This is a genomic window from Dysgonomonas termitidis (genome assembly GCF_042654545.1).
Taxonomy (GTDB): domain Bacteria; phylum Bacteroidota; class Bacteroidia; order Bacteroidales; family Dysgonomonadaceae; genus Dysgonomonas; species Dysgonomonas termitidis.
The window spans coordinates 114,663-136,357 of sequence record NZ_JBHSGN010000076.1; the positions used below are offsets into that span (position 1 = coordinate 114,663).

13 protein-coding genes are annotated in these 21,695 nt (G+C 42.1%); 4 read left to right on the forward strand and 9 right to left on the reverse strand.

Translation table 11 applies throughout. The features are described from left to right. Positions 1 to 56 precede the first annotated feature (56 nt). Together ACFO6W_RS12530 and ACFO6W_RS12535 are read left to right on the forward strand one after the other, a co-directional pair. Positions 57 to 1,058, forward strand: coding sequence for a M28 family metallopeptidase (locus tag ACFO6W_RS12530; RefSeq protein ID WP_379996905.1), 1,002 nt, complete (start codon positions 57 to 59; stop codon positions 1,056 to 1,058). A gap of 4 nt (positions 1,059 to 1,062) precedes the next feature. Next, entirely contained in the window at positions 1,063 to 2,025 is a 963-nt protein-coding gene (locus ACFO6W_RS12535) for a M28 family metallopeptidase (RefSeq protein ID WP_379996907.1), read from the forward strand. Between the two features lie 72 nt (positions 2,026 to 2,097). Here the strand turns inward: ACFO6W_RS12535 and ACFO6W_RS12540 are convergent, their stop codons facing one another. The 6 genes from ACFO6W_RS12540 to ACFO6W_RS12565 all read right to left on the reverse strand — a co-directional run bounded on the left by ACFO6W_RS12540 (position 2,098) and on the right by ACFO6W_RS12565 (position 14,017). Next, positions 2,098 to 3,270, reverse strand: a complete 1,173-nt coding sequence (locus ACFO6W_RS12540; RefSeq protein ID WP_379996909.1) for a glycoside hydrolase family 130 protein — start codon at positions 3,268 to 3,270, stop codon at positions 2,098 to 2,100. A gap of 124 nt (positions 3,271 to 3,394) precedes the next feature. Next, positions 3,395 to 5,326 carry a RagB/SusD family nutrient uptake outer membrane protein gene (locus tag ACFO6W_RS12545; RefSeq protein WP_379996911.1) on the reverse strand — a complete coding sequence of 644 codons (1,932 nt, stop codon included), beginning with the start codon at positions 5,324 to 5,326 and terminating at the stop codon, positions 3,395 to 3,397. A gap of 15 nt (positions 5,327 to 5,341) precedes the next feature. Further along, positions 5,342 to 8,602 (reverse strand): SusC/RagA family TonB-linked outer membrane protein, encoded by a 3,261-nt coding sequence (locus tag ACFO6W_RS12550; protein WP_379996913.1) that lies wholly within the window; start codon positions 8,600 to 8,602, stop codon positions 5,342 to 5,344. Positions 8,603 to 9,005: 403 nt separating this feature from the next. After that, entirely contained in the window at positions 9,006 to 9,143 is a 138-nt protein-coding gene (locus tag ACFO6W_RS12555) for a hypothetical protein (RefSeq protein ID WP_379996915.1), read from the reverse strand. 283 nt (positions 9,144 to 9,426) lie between these two features. Continuing rightward, entirely contained in the window at positions 9,427 to 11,703 is a 2,277-nt protein-coding gene (locus ACFO6W_RS12560) for a GH92 family glycosyl hydrolase (protein WP_379996983.1), read from the reverse strand. 46 nt (positions 11,704 to 11,749) lie between these two features. Next, on the reverse strand, positions 11,750 to 14,017 hold the full coding sequence (locus ACFO6W_RS12565) for a GH92 family glycosyl hydrolase (protein WP_379996917.1): 2,268 nt from the start codon (positions 14,015 to 14,017) through the stop codon (positions 11,750 to 11,752). Between the two features lie 376 nt (positions 14,018 to 14,393). Between ACFO6W_RS12565 and ACFO6W_RS12570 the strand changes: the two genes are divergently transcribed. Continuing rightward, positions 14,394 to 16,973 (forward strand): Kelch repeat-containing protein, encoded by a 2,580-nt coding sequence (locus ACFO6W_RS12570; RefSeq protein ID WP_379996919.1) that lies wholly within the window; start codon positions 14,394 to 14,396, stop codon positions 16,971 to 16,973. Between the two features lie 56 nt (positions 16,974 to 17,029). On the opposite strand, the gene metG is transcribed toward ACFO6W_RS12570, so the two are convergent. Then, positions 17,030 to 19,099, reverse strand: coding sequence for a methionine--tRNA ligase (gene metG / locus ACFO6W_RS12575; RefSeq protein ID WP_379996985.1), 2,070 nt, complete (start codon positions 19,097 to 19,099; stop codon positions 17,030 to 17,032). A gap of 212 nt (positions 19,100 to 19,311) precedes the next feature. Between metG and eco the strand changes: the two genes are divergently transcribed. Continuing rightward, positions 19,312 to 19,806, forward strand: a complete 495-nt coding sequence (gene eco / locus ACFO6W_RS12580; protein ID WP_379996921.1) for a serine protease inhibitor ecotin — start codon at positions 19,312 to 19,314, stop codon at positions 19,804 to 19,806. A gap of 60 nt (positions 19,807 to 19,866) precedes the next feature. On the opposite strand, the gene ACFO6W_RS12585 is transcribed toward eco, so the two are convergent. After that, positions 19,867 to 20,697 carry a LytR/AlgR family response regulator transcription factor gene (locus ACFO6W_RS12585; protein ID WP_379996923.1) on the reverse strand — a complete coding sequence of 277 codons (831 nt, stop codon included), beginning with the start codon at positions 20,695 to 20,697 and terminating at the stop codon, positions 19,867 to 19,869. A 10-nt stretch (positions 20,698 to 20,707) separates the two neighbouring features. Next, positions 20,708 to 21,499 (reverse strand): LiaF transmembrane domain-containing protein, encoded by a 792-nt coding sequence (locus ACFO6W_RS12590; protein ID WP_379996925.1) that lies wholly within the window; start codon positions 21,497 to 21,499, stop codon positions 20,708 to 20,710. Positions 21,500 to 21,695: the final 196 nt, after the last annotated feature.

Consider the following 21,695-nt stretch of genomic DNA (forward strand, 5'->3'; position numbering starts at 1 on the left):
AGTATGCAATAATCAAGTCAGATTGAAATAATGTATCATTAAATGCTATCTTCTTTATGGATAAAATATTTCTTATAACCGTTTTTTTTATATCTCTGTCTGTTCTCGGGCAGCCGGGAAAAGATGCAGGACTCGGCAGTATCAACAAGGAAAGCGCCGAAGCTTATATCGGTTTCCTAGCCAGTGATGCTTTGCAGGGGCGGGAAGCGGGCAGGCATGGGAGCCGTATTGCTGCGGAGTATATCAAATCTCTGTTGCAGGATATGGGTGTTAAGCCTCTGAATGCCGGTTCTTATTTCCAGCCGTTCGAGGCATATAGCCGCGAGCGCCAGACACGGGCGCGATTTTCCGTAAATCCCGATTCTATAGCTAAATATAAGCAGGAAAGGGCCTACCGAAAGCTGGAGTTAAAAAACGTTCTGGGATATATTGAAGGTAAAAGGAAAGACGAATATGTGATTGTCGGCGCTCATTACGACCATCTGGGAGTGGATGAGAGTCTGGCGGGAGATAAAATATATAACGGCGCCGATGATAATGCTTCCGGGGTATCAGCCGTGTTGCAGATAGCAAGAGCTTTTGTCGTTTCAGGTCAGCAGCCGGAGAGAACGGTTATATTTGCTTTCTGGGACGGGGAAGAACTGGGTTTGCTGGGTTCGGAATATTTTGTGGCTGATTGTCCTTTTGCATCATCTGTCAAAGGATACCTGAACTTTGATATGATAGGCCGTAATAAGGATGAGGCAAAACCGGAACATGTCGTTTATTTTTATACCGAATCACACCCTGCGTTCGGAGAATGGCTCAAAGATGATATAAAAACATACAAACTGAATCTGAAACCGGACTACAGGCCGTGGGATAAGCCGATAGGAGGGAGTGATAACGCTTCTTTTGCAAAACGCGATATCCCTTTGATATGGTATCATACCGATGGGTATCCCGATTATCATCAGCCTACCGACCATGCCGATAAAATAAACTGGGATAAACTGGTGGATATTACCAAGGCCTCTTTCCTCAATCTGTGGAATATGGCAAACCTGAAAAACTTTTGAATACATGAAACATATACTTACTTCTACACTACTCTTACTTTCTATTTGTTGCTTATCTCAAACTCCTGTGGAAAAGGGTTTGTCGGCTATTACCCGTCAGGATGCCCTTACTTATATAGGAGTTCTCGCCAGTGACAGTCTTGAAGGACGGAAAGCAGGGCAGCGCGGCGGAGCGAAGGCTGCAAGCTATATCGCGTCTATTCTGGAAGATATTGGCATAAAGCCCTGGCAAGGTAAATTCATGCATCCTTTTATCCCGGATATTTTTAAAGGATCGGCTAATAAGGATACCAGATTAAATAATGTATTGGGATATATTCCGGGTAAAAACAGCGCCGAAATAGTTATGATAGGAGCGCATTACGATCATTTGGGCCTGAGCTCCGGTAATCTGAACGATAGTGTGTATAACGGGGCTGATGATAATGCTTCGGGCGTATCGGCTGTATTGCAGATAGCGAAGGCTTTCGTCGCTTCGGGTCAGAAACCGGAGCGGACTGTCGTTTTCGCCCTTTGGGATGGGGAAGAAATGGGGCTGTTGGGCTCTTTTCATTTTGTGGAAGAACATTTTTCATATATACCTGTTCCGCTGCTTTCACCTATTCCCATAAAAGGATATATCAATTGTGATATGATAGGGCGCAACAAAGACGGGGACGGAGCTCATGTATCTGTTTTTTACAGTGAGAGCAAACCGGTATTCGGGGAATGGATTAAGTCGGATATAGAAAGATACAGCCTAAAGCTGGTTCCGGACTTTCCTTCTTTAGACAGTTCGCCGGGAGGGAGCGACCATATGCCGTTTATGCAGAAAGGAGTACCTGTGATCTTTTATAACACCGATCTGCATCCCGATTATCATAAACTAAGCGATGAAGCGGATAAGATAAATTATGATAAGGTGGTGGATATAACCAAACTGTCGTTCCTTAATCTGTGGAATATGGCTAATCTGGAAAGTTTCTGATGAGGGTTGGAAAAAAAATATGCCAACTCTAAATTAGATATTGGCATATAGATCATTGATGATACGTTGTCATTATTCGATGGGATCTCCGGGGACTTGTTTGCCGGGATCATAAATGGCAACCCCAACTTTAGAATCGGCACACCCATAGTATAGGAACCATTTGTTATTGAGATAGGCCAGTCCTTCTATAAAAACAGTACCGTCTTTATATTGGCCGCTCTTTTCAAATTCGGCCATTGGCCGGAAGAAAGGAGTATCGAGCCGTCCGATCACTTTATATGGGTTCTGCAGATCGAATAAGACCTGTCCGGCGCTGTATGTACCCGCATTGAAGCGTTCGTCGCGTCTGTCATCGGTTCTGTTCTTGCCATTATACAGGAGCAGGATGCCTTTATCGGTCATTATCGCCGGAGGGCCGCATTCGGTAAGGGCGCTGTCGAAATACTTATAGCGTGGGTAGATAAGCCCTTTCAGTTCGTTCTTTTCATTGAGGAGAGGAGTCCAGTTTATCAGGTCGGTCGATGTAGCGGCATTGATCATGTGTTCGCCCCAGTACATCAGATATGTCCCGTTTACTTTGGTAATTACGAGTTTACCATCCATAACCTTGGTAACAATGGACGCTGATTTGCTCGCCAGGTCTTTGAAACGGCCGTCGTATGCTTTAGCGAAAGCCGGGCCGTGTTTCTCCCATGTAATGAGGTCTTTGGAAGTAGCTACGCATAGGCGTGGGACTTGCCGGTTCCATGCGGTGTACATCATTACAAATGTTCCGTCTTCGGTCATGGCAACACGCGGGTCTTCACAGCCGCCTTCCCATTCATATTCCTTATTGTTATCTTCAGCGGGATATAGCACAGGGGTATTGCGTAGTTGTATTGTAATGCCATCCGGACTTTCGGCTAAGCCTATACGGGAGGTGCGCTTGCCGATGCCTGTGGCAGAATTGTCTTCGGCTCGGTACAAGACATAGATCTTCCCGTCTTTTACAACTGCTGCGGGATTGAATGTATCGCTTTCTTCCCATCCGATAGAATCTTTCTGCATAGGACAGAAGAATTTCGTGGCCGGATCGGGTTCGATTAGCGGATTGACTCCGTCCGGGCGGACAAATCCTCCAAAAGCCCAATCCGGAAGGTTGTTGGAGTTGCCCGGTGTGGATACTTTGCTTTCTTTCTTGCCCGTGCATGAGAGTATGCCAAAACAGATGATAAGAGCGATAAATACGTTTAAGTGTTTCATATTCAATTGATTTTTAGTATTCGTTCAAGGTGCTATATTTATTGGAGGCTAAAGATAAATAATAAAGGCCATAAAACAGTGAAAGAGAGCTATAAACTCTCTTTCACAAGATAACCAATAAAATTTACCAGTCTGGATTTTGCACCAGATTTACGGCCTTCTGTAACTCAGTTTGCATTATCGGCCAATAATAATGCTTAGGAGCCTCGAATACCCGTGTTTCCTTACAGAAACGTTCCATCCTGTATTTTTTATCTCCAACTTCGATTTTACCATTAGGATCTTCTACAGGCATCATACCGTTAATCATACGCTGGCATTTAGGATATGGTTGATGGTATTGCGTCCAGTAGTTTTTAGATCTTTCGTTGTTCGTAGAACCTGCCGCCAGCCATTGTTGTTCTTTCGTCAACTCCGATTCGGTTGTCGGTTCCAGATACAAACGGCTGTAGAATGTTCTCTTATTCTCATAATAGAATTCGACACGGCGCTCACGCTTGATATATTCCCGCATCAAATCCTTGTTTGTTTTACAAGCTTCGGGCATAGGCACCATAAAAGAACGTGCCCTTACAGTATTCACAAGGTCATATATCGCTTGATTTGGCCCCGATACTTCATTTACAGCTTCGGCATAGATATAGATAAATTCCGGTAACCGCCATACAGCAGGGGCGCTTATGGAGACACTACCGCTTCTGTTCCAGCCTTCCTGCAGGTATTTACGGTGATAATAGCCCGTGGTGGTCGCATTGCTAGCCCCGATTTTATCACTTCCGGAAGCCGTATTTGTAACAGAAGGATTGTTCCCTCCATCGCGGAATGCAGCTCCGTGGAATATAATATCGCGGTAGAAGCGAGGATCACGCCTGACCGACATGTATGGGTCACTATCATCGTATCCGTCTGCTATTGCTTTGCTGCCATAGATCGGATAACCGTATCCGTCAGGAGAAATGTACTCATATTCATCTACTTGTTCCTGTACGGGTTGCTGACGGGAACCTCCTCCGCGGCTAGGAGGATACATATCACCAAACCACCCTTCATACTTGTCTTTTGTTACAAACCAAACAGCTTCGTTCTTGAATGCTTCTTCGTCGTAGAACATTTGCCAAAGGCGGGTATATACAGTAGAACCATTATAGTTTTTACCACCGCTGTCATTGAAGTCTGCATTAGTATATTTGGTATAGAGGGAGTAGCGCGGTTTGCCGTCAGCCTGAAAATCAAGCACAGCTTTAGCTGCATCACGGGCAGCTTCCCAACGCTTGACGTCGTAAGCATATTCAGATTCAAATTCGCGTTTCCCGGTATAACCGTAACTGGCAGCTCCGTTGTACATCGGCGCAGCAGCAGTCCATCTTGCGATAGCGATTAATCCTAAACAGGCACCTTTATCGGCACGAGCAAAATTTATTCCTGTTTGAATTGCAGGCAGGCGGTTAGCCGCTTCATTGGCATCGGCCGCAATTTTACTAACGATCGTATGTACCGATTCTTTCTTGAAGTCCATAGGCTGATTGGCATCCACTACGTAATCGATATACGGTACTTCACCGTACATGCGTACCAGTAGATAGTGCAGATAGCCCCGGATGAAATATGCCTCTCCAATCCTTATATTCAGGTCTCCAGGATCGATAGCACTGTCAGGAGTGTTATACTTTGCAACTCCGGTAATGATTACGTTGGCCCGGCGTATCGTATTGTAAATTCCTTTCCAGAACATATCATTGTTCGGCTGAGGTACAGCTGTAGGACTCCAGTCACCACTATTGTAACGGTTTGTGATATTTCCCTCCACATTAGTAGCCTCGGCTTCATCGGTCAAACCGGCAGAGGAAAAATGCGATAGCCATGTCATTGGCGCATTACATCTTTTTGTTCTCAGGTATAAGTCTGTTACAAGCTGGTTTACCTTATCATAGCTGGCAAAAGTTTTTTCTTCAGGAATCTGATCGTCGGGTTGCTTGTCCAGATATTCGCTACATGCGGCAAGAGACATTAGCATGACTGCCAGCAGACCTCTTAATATATATTTGAAACTTTTCATATTCTTGTTATTTTATTAAAATGTAATATCCACACCAAAATTAAATACCTTCAATATAGGATACCAGTCCCCTCCTCCATTACGCATTTCAGGGTCTACGTCTACATCACCCAATTTATCCCATGTGGCTAGATTTTGAGCCTGAGCATATACTCTGACATTGCTTAGTCCTGCTACCCTTATGATCTTGCGGGGTAGTGTGTAACCGAGTTCTATATTCTTTAATCTTACATATGAACCGTCGTACATGAAAAGAGAACTGCTTTCATTCTTATTATTAGAGTGTGTACCGATATGCAAAGCCGGATATTTGGCTGTTGCCGCGGTTTCAGGAGTCCATCTCTCGAGATGCATAGGTCTTACGCGTCCTATCTTGTCCTGGTCGAAGTTAGGAAAATCAAATACGGCAGCATCTTTCAGCATGATGGTAGAGTTTGTCGCACCCTGGAAGAGTACACTGAAATCGAATCCTTTATATTGTAACGTAACAGGTAATCCGAATTGGATTTCCGGGCTGCGGGGATACCCCATTGCCATGCGGTCATTCCGATCGGTAATAACACCGTCTCCATCCAGATCTTTGTAAACGGCATCTCCCGGTATCAGAGTTCCCCATGGCTGGTAACCGTCGGCATTCAATTTGTTGGCCTCTGCCTGATCTGCTACGAAGTGGTCGAATACATATAGCATATTTACATCCAGAACTTGTCCTGTTTTCCTTCTCCATACATATTCATATACAACTTCATTCATGTAATCAATCCTATTACGGGCGAATGTGAAATTAGGTTTGATAAAGTATCTGAAGTCCTTGCCTATTTTGTCGGACCATGTTACTTCAAATTCAAGTCCATGATTTTTAACTTTACCAGAATTTATACGAGGGGCATCTTTTCCTACTATATCAGGGAAACCGAGCCTGTCACCGGTCAGTTCGGTGAGGATATCATACCTGTTTTCGTGGAAGTAGTCGAATGAGAATCGCAGTCTCTGTTTTAGAAAATTAGCATCTAGTCCAATGTTTAATTTTTTTGCCTTTTCCCATGTCAGTATTCTATTAGCCAATCCACCTTCTCTCCATCCGCCCGGGTTTGTGTTAAAGCCTCCTTCGCCGAAGTTATAGCCTTCACCGCTTTCGAAAAATTGCAGATATCCGAATCGTCCTCCGGGAAGTTTGTCGCTACCTACCAAACCGTATGAACCTCTGATCTTTAAGAAGTCCATCCACGATTTGGTACTGTTCATAAATGACTCGTTGGAGATTATCCATCCTAAAGAACCGGCAGGGAAGAAGCCATAACGTTTCTCTTTAGCAAAGTTCTCGGAGCCGTTATACCCGAAGTTAAATTCTGCAAAATAGCGATCGGAAAAATTGTATGTAAACTGTCCTGTCAAGCCTTGATACCTATGGTCGGGACGAATGTATTGCCCATCATATTGCCCTTCTGTGGAACGATTGAACAGAAACATACCCGCTACATTATGATTCTGTGCGAATGAGTTCTGATACATTAATTTTGCCTGATAATATGTTCTGTTAGAAGGGTTGCTTTGAGTGAAGTTATTACCTACCGTCTGGTCTGTGTTGTATTTATTACCGGTAGAATATGTTCCTTGGTAGTGGCCGGGAGTCCTGTAAATGTCAATACCATCTGTAGGCTTGAATGTGGCGTAAGAAGGGTATTGGCGGTATCCTTCGCTATAAGTATTAACCTCCCTCCTTGTCCATTGTTCTTCACGGGCATCATAAGAGAAGGTTCCTTCGATTTTTAATCCTTTTGTAATGAAGTCCAAATCGTATCCCATAGAGAAGCTGCCTTCCAGATAAGTGAACTTTTGGTTGTGGTAGCCCGAACGGGATAATTCACCCAATAGATTGAAACGATATATCTGGTCTCCGAACAGCATACCTTTAGGATTGCTGACAAAATAACTTTGATTCGCCGGATTATCATTTTGTTCCAGAACGATCGGCAGGTAAGGAGGCTGGGTCATGGCTATATTTACCAGACGGCTGGCCGCCGAACCAATATTTGTACGGTCAGTTATTCGTGCGCCCAAGTCCAGTTTCACCCAGAACTTATCTGTAATATCCACATCTATGTTAGAACGGAAATTATATTTCTTGAAATTAGGGGATGTGTCATAATCGGATAGATCTACATGTGTGTAATTGGTTCCCTGATTCATATGTCCGGCCATAACAAAGTATCTGACCTTATCTGTACCTCCGCGAACCGACAGGTTATAGTCTTGCTGGGCGGCAGATTTGAACATATAATCGAAATAGTCCCAGTTGTATCCCAAGCCATCCGAATTATCACCTTTAGCCATTCTGAAATTGGCAATAGCTTCGTCAGTGAACGGATATTTAAAGTTTTCCAGGGTTCCGTTCATCATGGCGTCATTTCGCGATGCTTCGTTATATAGAGTCGCATAATCGGCAGAGCCTAATAAATTAGGGGTCTTACCTACTTTATTAAATCCAAAAGAAGCCTTGAAGTTCACAGAAGCCTTTTCCGAAGCTTTACCGCGCTTGGTGGTAACAACTATAACTCCATTGGCTCCACGGATACCATAAGGTGCGGTAGAAGCAGCGTCTTTTAATATAGTGAATGTCTCTATTTCGTCTGCCGCCAGATAGGACATGTCACGTTCTACTCCGTCAACGATTACGATTGGAGACTGATCCCCATAAGTGGACTTACCCCGAATAAACAATTCGGATTTATCGACACCCGGTTCTCCTCCGCTGAACTGGTTTACAATCAAACCCGGAAGTCGTCCGGCTAGCGCGTTGTTTATATTTGCGGTGGGACTTTGTACGAGGTCTTTCGTAGTGATGGTTGCTACGGCGCCTGTGATATTCTCTCTTTTCTGAGTAGTGTAACCTACAACTACAACTTCATCCAGCGCCTTGATATCCTCTACCAGATCAACGTTTAAGGTTGTTCTGCCATTCAGTTCTATCTGCTGTGGCTGGAATCCGATATATGAGAAAATGAGGGTAGCTTCAGCATACGGAACTTTTATGGAGAAGTTGCCGTCTGCATCTGTCATAGTGGCAATGTTTGTTCCTTTTACAAAAACGCTGACACCGGGTAATGTCTCTTTGTTAGAACTGTCGAAAACCGTCCCTTTTACTTCTTTCTGGGTTTGTTCGGTTTTGTGTACTGAAGCCGATATGTATTGCGGGCTTCCTATTGCTAATAATGTTATTATAAGCAATACCGTTCTTATGCGCATAAATACTTTCTTAGTAAAAATGTCTTTCATAATAGGTTAATTAAAGTTAGTAATTTGCGGTTCTTTACTATTTAATCGTGTCTCAGAGGGGTGTTCTATAACTCTTAGACACAGAGGAATGTCCAGTCGATGGGAGTTTTTTGTTATTTTCATTGTTATAATAATTACGAATAAGGTTAGTTGTTTAAAATCTCTGATCTACTGTTATCTTTTTTGTTTTCCCATAGGCTATAAATTTTAGAGGTTAATAATCGGACTTTTTAATATGAATGGGTGTTTTCCCCTCTTACAAACCATAATTTTAACAGATGTGTATAAATACGGAAACCCTTCTTCCGGGGAACTGGTCAGTTTCCCGGAAGAAGGGTTTCTTAATAGAATAGTCGGATTCTATTTGTTATATCCGGCCTATTGTTTTTTTGCCTTTTTTTAATTAATGCTCTCTCTCTCTCTCTCTCTCTCTCTCTCTCTCTCTCTCTCTCTCTCTCTCTCTCTCTCTCTCTCTCTCTCTCTCTCTCTCTAGTAAAATACAGCTAACCGCCAAATTTTCAGATGAAAAAATGCCTTTCATTGTTGTTGTATTTTGTATAATATAGAGCATATATGTGAGGATAAATTAAGGGTTAATTCTTTGTTGATTCCAATTTTTTATATAATTAATTCTTTTTAAGTTTCTTTCGGATCAGATAGAAAATACAGCATGCAATATTAATTAATATTAAAATATCTTCTGCTATCCGCTTTACCAAAAGAAGCCTATAAATGAGCCGTTGGCGTATGTATATACTTCTTTGGTAATTTGGGATACCTGAGTACCAGGGTTGTTTTTGATTAATACAGAATTTTATTTGTCATTATTTCTCATTAGAGAATGAATACGGATAATCAGCAGCATTTATACCTCTTGTTATATTAGGGGTAGTAGCCATTTTGTAATTGATATTCGCACCCTTCAGCAATGTATCGTGAGTCAGGTAGTTTTTGCTATGAGTTTTCCCATTCACAGTCATAGATGATATGTACCTGCTTGCCTTACTATTATTATCAGCTTTGATAACTACTTTTTTCCCATTTTCCAGATTCAGGGTGACTGATTTGAATAATGGCGATCCCAGAATATATTCATCAGAGCCTGGGCATACAGGATAGAAGCCGAGTGCAGAGAAAACGTACCAGGCCGATGTTTGTCCGTTGTCTTCATCGCCGCAATACCCATCAGGATTGGGGTTGTAGAGCTTATCCATTATTTCGCGTGCCCAGTATTGAGTTTTCCATGGTTCACCGGAATAGTTGTACAGGTAAACCATATGCTGTATCGGTTGGTTTCCATGTGCATACTGTCCCATGTCCATCACCTGCATCTCTCGCATTTCGTGAATCATACCGCGGCTTTCCATTCCTTTGCTCCCCGGTACTATAAATACGGAATCCATCATTGTATTGAATTCTTTCTTTCCACCCATCAGGTCTATCAGGCCTTGCGGATCGTGGAATACGCAGAAACTCCAGTGCCAGCTGTTACCTTCACAGAATGCACGGCTCCAGTCTTCGGCTACAAACGTTTTATCGAATTCACCGTTTTCATTGCGCCCTGTCATCAGTTTGAACTTCGGATTGTAGAGATTCTTGTAGTTCATAGCACGTTCTTTATATATGCTGGTTTCACTTTCGGGTTTGCCCAATGCTTTGCCCAATCTGTAGATAGTCCAGTCGTCATATGCATATTCTAAAGTACGTGCGGCACTTTGTCCTATTCTGAGATCGTCCGGCACATAACCCAGTTTGTTGTAATATTCATACCCCAGACGCCCTGAAGCCGAAACTTTAGGATGTACATTATTCGCTCCGTGTTTCAGGGCTTCCCATAGTGTTTCAATGTCGTAACCTCTTAATCCTTTCAGATATGCATCGGCAACTACAGAAGCAGAGTTGTTCCCCACCATAATATTGCGATGGCCGGGACTGGCCCATTCAGGCAAGAATCCACTTTCCTTGTATGCGTTTACCAGACCTTCCTGCATTTTTTCGTTCATCGACGGATATACAAGGTTCAGGAATGGAAATAAGCATCGGAATGTATCCCAAAAACCAGTATCGGTAAACATATATCCCGGAAGGACTTCGCCATTATAAGGACTATAGTGAACAACTTCTCCTTTTGCATCTATCTCATAGAAGCTGCGCGGGAATAGTACCGAGCGGTAAAAACAGGAGTAGAATGTACGAAGGTTGTCTATGTTGTCGTCTGTCACTTCTATCCGCCCTAATGTCTCATTCCAGACCTTGCGGCCTTTGTCCGCTATCTGATCGAAGCTGTCACTGCCGAGTTCTTTGAGGTTCAGTTCGGCCTGCTCGGGACTTATAAATGATGATGCCACACGTGCGTGAACAGTTTCACCTCTCTTTGTAGCAAAGCCGATAATAGCACCTGTATGGTTTTCTTTAGCTTCAAGTTCGTTCTTACGGATTTCACTGTCTCCTACAGTTGCCTGATAGGTAAACGGCTTGTCGAAAACAATGACAAAATAGTTTTTGAAATTATCGGGTACACCGCCGCTGTTACGCGTTGTGTAACCTACGATTTTGTTCTGTTCCGGAATAATTTTTATATAAGATCCTCGGTCGAAAGCATCTATAACAACATAGGAATTATCCTTTTCGGGAAAAGTGAAACGGAATATTGCCGCGCGGTCGGTTGGCGTTATTTCAGTTGTTATATCCGAATCGGCAAGATATACTTTATAGTAATAAGGTCTTGCTACTTCCGATTTGTGCGAGAACCAGCTGGCCCGCTTGTCCTGATTGAAAACCGGTTTGTCTACAATAGGCATGATGGAGAATTGTCCGTAGTCGTTCATCCATGGGCTGGGTTGGTGTGTTTGCTTGAATCCCCTGATTTTGTCGGCAGTATATACATACGACCACCCATTCCCCATTTCCCCGGTCTGAGGCATCCAGAAGTTCATCCCCCACGGACGGGCTATTGCCGGATATGTGTTACCTGTCGATAGTTCAAATTTAGATAATGTCCCTGTCAGGATACTTACATAGTCTACCGGTTCTGTTTTTATTTGCGCAAAAGTAATAATTGCAAATAAAAAGAATATACCGGAAGCAGTTACTTTCTTAATCGTGTTTTTGATATTCATAGCCGTGTGGTAGTATAGTAATTGAATTTTATTTATTCATGCTGAATGATGGCGGCACAGCGTTATCGTCTGAGGCCCATTCTTTATTCGGATGTTTTCCCATAACAAGTTCGAGCTTTCCTCCACGCATCAGTTCTTCATGTGAGAACCATGATTTATTCCAGTCTTTACCATTTAGCTTTGCTGATTGGATGTATTTATTTTCAGGAGAATAATTGATCGCCACAACCTCAAATGATTTTCCGTTGCCGATATCCAGTTTTGCAATCTCGAAGGTCGGACTTCCTATTACGTACATTGGTAGTCCGGGGGTAACGGGATAAAATCCGATCTGCGAAAATACGACAAATGCAGTGAGTCCGCCGCCGTCTTCATCGCCGGGAATACCCATCAGGTCGTTTCTGAACCATTGATTGAGCAGGGTATGCACACGCTTTTGCGTACGCCATGGCTGTCCTGCATAATTGTATAAATACGGAATGTGCATCGAAGGCTCGTTGCCCATCGAGAATTGTCCGACATTACCGCTATGATCGGCGTAAATATGGTAAAAATCGGGTTTCCCTTTCCCCAGAGGGGTGCTGTACATATCTTCAAGTTCTTTTACAAAAGCATCTTTTCCTCCGAGCATGCTCACTAAGTCTGCAATATTGTGCGGCACATCCCAGCGATATACATATCCGTTGTTCTCATCGTAAGCATCGCGTCCGCCAATACCCGGTGGAAAGCGGTAATCAAGGTCTTCCATGAATTTGCCTGATGCATCTTTAGGGTGGAAAAACCTGGTCTCGGGATTAAACACCTTATGGTAGTTCAAGCTACGTTTCGAAAAGTAATCGGCTTCATCATTCTTCCCTAATTGTTTTGCAATTAACGAGAGGCACCACTCATCGTAGACTGTACCTAAAGTAACGGCGATAGGCTGGCGTCTTTCCCATCCGTGGACTTCCGGAGCTGTTTCCTTTTCTCCCTTTGATAAGGACGGGAAGTATCCGTGTTCTTTGTAGAACCGGTCTAATACTCCGGCGGGCTTGGACGACCAGGGAGCAAGTGTTTTTTCGGTGATTGCCGCTTTACTCACATTGTATGCCTCTTCGAGATCGAATCCTCTCAATCCTTTTATGTAGGCATCGGCAACCATAGCTGCCCCGTGATTCGAATTCATACGGCGGCTGTCGCCCGTCACTTCGGGGAAGTTTGGCATCCATGGATTTTTCATCTGGCGAGTCATTACTATGTATGAGTTAACCATATCATTTTCCATTTCAGGTTCGATAATTATGCGCAACGGATGAGTCGCACGGTAAGTATCCCAGATCCAGTCGTCGGTATAGAATGGACGGCCTTCATCATCATGGACTTTGCTGTCATAAGCACTGAAATATTTACCGTCTTCCGAAATGCAAATCATACGTTCGTAAGTGCGGTAAAGAGAGGTGTAAAAAACTGTCTTGGCATTCTCGTCGATACCGGAAACCTGTATTTTTCCCAATGTTGAATTCCAGATGTCACGGCCTTTTTGCGCTACGTTTTCCATATCATAGTCTTTTATTTCACGCCTTAGATTATTTTTAGCCTGTTCGGCACTTATAAACGAGACTCCGTAACGCACTTTTATTTGTTTGGTTCCGGCAGGATATTTCATCACATAAAAAGCGTTCCGGCCTTGGGTGGTTTTTTCATTGCTATTTATGGTATTCCCTTTGTATGTTCCAACTTCTGAAGGTTGTATATCAGTTTCGAAGTAGATATATACTTTTGTATTATTGCTCAGATTCTGATATCCGTATATTGTATTCTTTTCCGAATTGAGTTCCCCGTTCCGGGTATTGAGGATTAGATAGGCGGGTTCATTATTATTTTCGAACCCGATGTCGTAAATTCCTGCCTGATGTGACGGAGCATACTGCGCATGTATATTATAATCGTCGAGGTCGACACTGTAATAATAAGGTTTTATAATCTCATTGTCGTAGCCGAAGTTAATCACACTTGTTATATCATCTGCCGCTCCCTGATACGGGCTCAGATTAAAGGCAGAACTTCCCCTGTGGCTTGTGACGATAAGGGGAAGTCCTGCGATAGTATTACCTGTATAATTTTCACGTTCGGGATATACCCGAAGCATGCTGTTAGGTAAATGTACAGTCGGATACGTGGGCACCAAAAGGTGGTTTATGTTACCGATGTACGGATTTACAAAATCTACAGGCTGGCTTTTGTTCTGGGCATTTATATTGCTTGTTAGTAAAAACAGTAAAATTAAGGTATAAGAGACGAATATACTTTTCTTCATATTTTTGTTGGAATATTATATTCAAATAAAAGCTAAATCGTTTTTCAGGCTGACTGTTGTGTCTGCAAATTATATTGTGCAAACGTATATTTCCGCTATTAACCCGTATCTTAATTAATTATTAATTGGCGTCAAAAGCAACACTTTTGTCTCATTTGTACACTAACGAATGATCTGTTTGTATCTCCGGTAAGATGACCTTTTATTGTATGTTTTTGTTGTAATTATGTTGATATTTAATATTTTATGTAAAATGGTGCATAAAGGAGTCTTTTGGCTGTGCGGTCCGGGAAGATCCTTTAATATTTTGTATATAATTACGAATAACTAATTTTATGTAAATTTGTACTAGCTGCTATACCTTAAAAGAAATAAGATGAAAATTTCTATACTTTTTGTTTTTATTTTTTCTTCTTTCCTTACTATTATCTCACAATCCAAAGATATGGATAAGGATCTTTCATATGGATTGAATTTTAAGTCACATGAAGTAAATAAGGATGACAGGACTTCTCTTGATTTACTCCCCGACGCATTTTTGAAACTCTCAAAAGGATATACACTCGGATTTGACCTTAAACTTACAAACAGTAACCATACATACGGATATATATTCAGGATTATAGCAAATGATACTACAAGTCTGGATATGACATCTTATCTGGGGAATAATCGCATCAATCTTATACTTAACGGCATACATAACACGAAAGCCTCATCGGAATATAAATATGAGCGCAAACGACTCGAAGACAAATGGGTGAAAGTAAAGATAGAGGTCCGTACGGGCTCAGTAACATTTTCCATAGACGGAGATGAAATACAGATTGATACACCCGATAATCCGTCAGGAATATCTATTATAGAAAAGATATACTTTGGAGCTAACAGACATAAGTTTTTTTATACTTCCGATGTGCCTCCCATGTCGGTTAAAGATATCGTAATAAAGGATGAGAAAGGAAAGATCATCCGTAGATGGGATATGGGGAGACATGATACGGGCGTTGTATATGATGAAACTAACGGATACAGGGCTACTGTATCGAACGGTATATGGGAAATAGACAGGCATACGAACTGGAATAAAGATATGAGCCTGATTACGAAGAACTATAATCCCCAGATAGCAACGGATTCTATTAACAACAGGGTATTTGTAGCCACAAATGACAGCTTATATATAATGCATCTGAAGAATAAGTCGGTACAACGTATAAAGGTTAATAGCGGCAGGCCTTTTCAGGGGGCATCCAGCTATCTGATCTATGATTATAAAGCTGACAGGCTTATATCATACAGCATAAGCCAGCCCGAACTGATACTGTATGATTTCGGGTCAGATACATGGTCGGGGAGTCCGGTGGATATGTCTTTGTATATTCAGCATCATAACAGGTTCATAGATCCGTATACAAATCAACTGGTCATATTCGGAGGCTACGGCCTGTACAGATATAGCGCTGCTTTATCGACTTATAATCCAGGCACGAGAGAGTGGGAGTCAAATGACCTTATCGGCCAGTTGACCCCCCGTTATTTGTCATCGATGGGGTATCTGGGAGATGGACAGATACTCGTATTCGGGGGGTATGGCAGCAAGACCGGATTGCAGGAGGCTTCTTCGTACAATATATATGATCTTCAATTGATCGATACAAGGAACAAGACAACTGAGGAACTAGGTATGTTGACCAGAATGCAGGAGCCGTATGTTTTTGGTAATTCGATGATAATCAATGTGGCGGAGAATAAGTTTTATACTCTTGCCAACAGAAGCGATGTTTATAAATCTTCTATACGCCTGATGGAAGTGAATATGGATGACTTTTCTTACAGGTTCCTGTCCGATTCCATACCATACAATTTTCAGGATACAGAGTCTTTTTGTGATATGTTCAGATATAAAAATTCCGGCATATATGCGGTTATATTACAGAGAACAGAAGAGGGAGCGTTTGAAATCGGTATATATTCTTTACTTTATCCACCATTGTCTCAACCGGATATTTTACCGGTATATAATGCAGGTGGGGCATTCAGTAATTCGCCTGTGACCTATATCGTAATAGGTTTGCTGGCCGTGGTGGTTCTGTTGATTATCTCTCTGATTATGAGATTCGGATATAATAAACAAAATATCCACCCTGAGGCTGTGGGAAATAGAGATTCTTTTCCGGAACAATTGCAGGTACAGCCTGCTCATTATTATAAAGATAAGAAACAGTCCACGATATCGCTGCTGGGAGGTTTTCAGATTTTCGACCGTAAAGGCAATGATATCACAGGATACTTTACTCCGGTAATCAGGCAAATGTTCCTTATGTGTTTGCTCGAATATATTGCTACGGGAAAAGGAATAACATCCGAGCGTTTGGATGAGCAGTTCTGGTTTGATATGGATAAGAACAAGGCGACAAACAACCGGAATGTAAATATCCGTAAACTACGGCTTCTTCTTCAGGAAACAGGCGATGTAGCTTTTCAGAAAGATAACAGTTACTGGCACGTAAGTATCGGGAAAGATACCTTTTGCGATTATGTAACTGTAATGAATCTGTTGCATGAAATATCAGGTAGCGATAGAATGAATAAAGCCACCGTGGAAAAGATTATTGATATTGCATCAGCGGGTTTGTTGCTGCCGAATATAGATAAGAGATGGGCAGATAAATATCAGTCCGGTTATTCCGATCTGCTTATCAATAATTTGCTCAAAGCAGCAAAAAGTATGGGTATTAAAGACGATTTCCGGCTGTTGGTAAAGTTGGCTGATGTAATACTTATACATGATAGTATAGACGAAGATTCCGTGCAGATCAAATGCCGGAGTTTATATAAGTTAGGACAAAAAGGTTTGTCAAAGCAATGCTATGATAAATTTTGTCTGGATTATAAGAGCATCCTGAACGAAGAACCACAGCTCAAATATGATTCTATTATCCTTTCGGAATAGAAAATACCGGTATCCCATTCTACATTGGCATACCGGCACATTATTTCATTAAATTATTATCCTATCTGGCTGCCCGGAGTTACGTCTTTAGGCGGCTGTATCAATGATAGTGTTCCATCACTGTCTTCCACAGACAACAGCATTCCCTGCGATTCCACTCCTTTCAGCTTACGTGGCTCAAGGTTAGCCACAAAGCATACCTGTTTGCCTATAAGGTCTTCGGGTTTGTACCATGCGGCGATACCCGATATGATTGTACGTTTGCCCATTCCGTCATATATAAGGAACTGGAGCAGTTTATCAGCTTTCGGCACTTTTATGCATTCCAATACTTTGCCTACACGAAGGTCGAGTTTTGCAAAATCATCGAAAGCTATATTTGCTTTCTGAGGGGCAACCTTTATCTCCACAGCCTGTTCATTGGCTTTCTTTGTGTCAAGCAACTTTTGTATTTGTTTTTCGATCGCTTCATCCTCTATCTTGGCAAATAGCAGTTCCGAAGGGTTCAGCTGATGGCCTGCCGGCAATAGATCTATTCTGCCCAGTTGTTCCCATGTCAGATTATCTTTATTAATGAACTGGCGGATTTTCTGCACGCTGAACGGTAGGAATGGTTCGAAGGCGATAGACAAATTTGCTGTCAGTTGCAATGCGATATTCATTATGGTTTCCACACGGGACATATCTGTTTTAGCCACTTTCCACGGCTCGGTATCCGCCAGGTACTTATTCCCGATACGGGCCAGGTTCATAGCTTCTTTCAGTGCATCGCGGAAACGGAATGTCTCAAGATATGATTCCACCACTTCTTTTACGTCGGCAAACTCTTTCAGGGTTTCTTTATCGTAGCCGGTCAACTCGTGTATCTGCGGGACTTTATTGTCGAAATATTTTTGAGTAAGTACCAGCGCACGGTTGATGAAGTTTCCGAGTATGGCGACCAGTTCATTGTTGTTACGAGCCTGAAAGTCTTTCCATGTAAAGTCATTATCCTTAGTTTCAGGGGCATTTGCCGTAAGCACATAACGCAGGATATCCTGTTGTCCCGGAAAATCGTCGAGGTACTCATGCAGCCATACAGCCCAGTTGCGCGATGTGGATATTTTATCTCCTTCGAGATTCAGGAATTCATTTGCCGGAACGTTTTCCGGTAGGATAAACGAGCCTTCTGCTTTCAGCATGGCCGGGAATACGATGCAATGGAATACGATATTGTCCTTGCCGATGAAGTGAAGCAATTTTGTATCTTCCGATTTCCACCATTTCTCCCAGCTGTCAGGTAACAATTCTTTTGTATTCGATATATAACCGATAGGCGCATCGAACCATACATAAAGCACTTTCCCCTTGGCGTCCGGCAGAGGAATAGGTACACCCCAGTCGAGGTCGCGGCTTACGGCGCGGGGTTGTAATCCCATATCGAGCCATGATTTGCATTGTCCGTACACATTCGGCTTCCATTCTTTGTGGTCTTCAAGTATCCACTGGCGAAGCCATGACTCGTGTTTATCGAGAGGCAAGTACCAGTGTTTTGTCTCTCGCATTACAGGTGTCGAACCTGAAATTGTGGAACGGGGATTCTTCAGGTCGGTAGGGCTTAAAGATGTTCCGCACGATTCGCACTGGTCTCCGTATGCGTTCGGATTGCCGCAATGCGGGCATTCACCCATTATGTAGCGGTCGGCAAGGAACATTTGCGCCTCTTCGTCGAAATATTGTTCGCTTGTCTTTTCTTCAAAATCTCCGCTTTGATATAGTTTGAGAAAAAAGTCAGAAGCTGTTTGCTTATGTATCTCCGAACTTGTGCGCGAATAGATATTGAAGGATATGCCGAAATCCTCAAACGATTTTTTGATTATGGTATGATATTTATCTACGATATCCTGTGGCGTCACACCTTCTTTTTTGGCGCGTATGGTAATCGGTACCCCATGTTCGTCAGAACCTCCGATGTGTATTACTTCCTGACCTTTCAGCCTGAGGTAACGCACATAAATATCGGCAGGAATATAAACGCCTGCCAGATGCCCGATATGGACAGGCCCGTTGGCATAGGGAAGGGCCGATGTAACGAGGGTTCTTTTGAATTTCTTAGTCATATAGTATATTGTTTTATATTTTTTCAGAATATCAGGATGCAAAGATAGAAACTAAAAAGGAAAAGATATTTTTTTTATAAATTAATTCGTTCCTATTTTCCATGTTAAGAAGATTATATAAACAAATCGGTCTGTCCGGATGTTAACTAACCGGACATATAGATGCAGCTTTTTAACATTTTGTTCATCTATACAGTATAAGTGATTAAAATATAGGTATTAATTAAAAATAAGTAAAAATGAAGAACTTAACAAAAACAATGCTGACACTACTTTCGGTAGCCGTATTATTATCATTCACAACTTCAATGAATGCACAGGATAAAAAAAACGATATAGAGAAGGCGCTGGCTCCATTCCCTAAAGCCGGAGAAGGGATGGTAAGACACGTAATAGAAATGAAAAAGAAGTCAGATGAATCATTGTACAAAGTAGAGATTATTCCCGGAAAAGTGATGAGCGTAGATTGTAATCATCACTCGCTTATGGGTAAATTGGAAGAAAAAGACCTGCAAGGCTGGGGATATACTTATTATGAGTTTACTTCTGACGGGCAAACCCGTTCCACAATGATGGCCTGTAACAAACCAAACGAAAACAAGTTTGTCAGCGGCCAAACCCTTATTGTAAGATACAACAGCAAATTGCCTATTGTAATATATGCGCCAAAGGGTTATGAGGTGAAATACAGAATATGGAAAGCCGATAAAGAAAAAAGTTCGGTAGAGAAGTAAATGTTAGTAATATAAAAGAAGGAGCCTGAATCCATACCGGAATTCAGGCTCTTCTATTTTTTACAGACCCAGTGTCTTCTTCAATGCCTTATACCCACTCAGGCTTATCCGCACGTGTCCTCCGTTTTTCAGTTTCAGCAGCTGGCTTTGCTTGTCATAGAGCTCTATCTGGGATATAAATTCTATATTGACTATGCTGGAGCGGTGTACCCGTACAAATTTATCTTGAGGCAAGCCGCTTTCGAACGATTTCATTGTTTGCTCCTTCAGGAATTTTCCCTTCGTGGAGTGTATCATTACATAGTCGCCTTCGGCCTGTAAGTGTATGATTTCAGATACCAGTACCACATCTATTTTTTGTCCGTTTTTTACGGCTATACGTTCCAGTGTTTCATTGTTTTCGGCCTCAGTCACCGGTTCCGGTATATTGCCCGGACGTTCCCTTACTTCTTTTTCATTTTCGATCGCTATATCGGCAATCTTATCTTCTGCTATATACATTCGGGTAAATGTCGCTATTGTAAGACTGTATACCAGTAATGCCAGTACAATACGTATAGGGATCGTGTGCAGTAGTACAGCCCAGCCTTCTTCGGGGAATACCAGATATAGAGCCAGAAATTCGATACAGAGCCAGCATGCCACAAAGAGGATAGCCAATGCACTGTAATTGATAAGCTGTTGCCTGACCGGAAATGAAGAAATACGACTATATTGCGCTATATTCCTTAACAATAGGAGTAATCCCGAAAGTACGGTTCCCGATATGGCTGAGTCTGTTATCAATACATATTCGGATATATCCACCAGCGGCTTTATACAGATGTACAGAGTGATGCCTGCTGATGACGCAATGAGAATATGTATATAAATCAGTTTGCGGTTTTCCATTTTCAGGATATTAGTTTCTTATTTCGCCGCTTCCGAACATAGCGCTCCCTTTGATTACCAGGCGTGGCACACCGGTTTCCCTTATTTTTTCACTGAAATGATATCTTTTATCTTCGAAAGAGCCCAGTAAGGAGTTGCTTTTTAATTCCACAGTCCAGTCGGATGGAATATAAATGACAATACTGCCGAACATCACGTTGGCTTCGAGTATGCCCGCGGATTCGCTAAGATTTGCACGGCGCAGGTCTATAATCAGCTCCCCGAACATTACATTGGCTTCTCCTCCTTTAAAATTCTGAGAGAGAACAATCTGTTCCGATCCGCCAAACATCAGGTTCTTGTCAATATAGTCGGCACTGTTCTGTTCTGCCGGATTGTAATTACCATTTGTTGATTCTCGCCTGCATCCTTTATGGAATTCCTTTTTGGGTGAAGAAAAAGAACGGCTTATTACTAGAAGGACCCCGCCAGCAATAAGCAGGACAGGCCAGTATGTTTTGATATCTACGTCGAACCGTACAAAATATTCGGGAAACACGTTGCATAAAACAGGATATATAAAGAAAATGCCGACAGCTAGAAGAACGAAAGCTCCTACATATTGCCTTTTCAGTAATGTCCATATACCTAATACAATCAGAAGCATCTGCCATGATATAAGTATCCGTTTGTATTCTATCGGTATAATACCCAAATTGAGGAACAGGAACACTCCTCCAAAAAGAATTAAGAAGAGAGCGAATCCGATACCGTTTCCATTTCCTCTTTTAAACAGGTGTTTATCATTATAGTTTCTTTCCATAAGAACACGTTTTATTAGTTTTTGATACAAAAATACATCCGCTATAGTTTGCAGGCAATATTAAATCGACAAACAAATACTATTTCCCGATGAAATCAATATATTAATTAGCAAATCCTGAAATTAGCCGATGTGAAAATATGCTGTTTATGAATATCGCGACTAGTAAAAGGAAATAAAATATGAATTGGCTAAT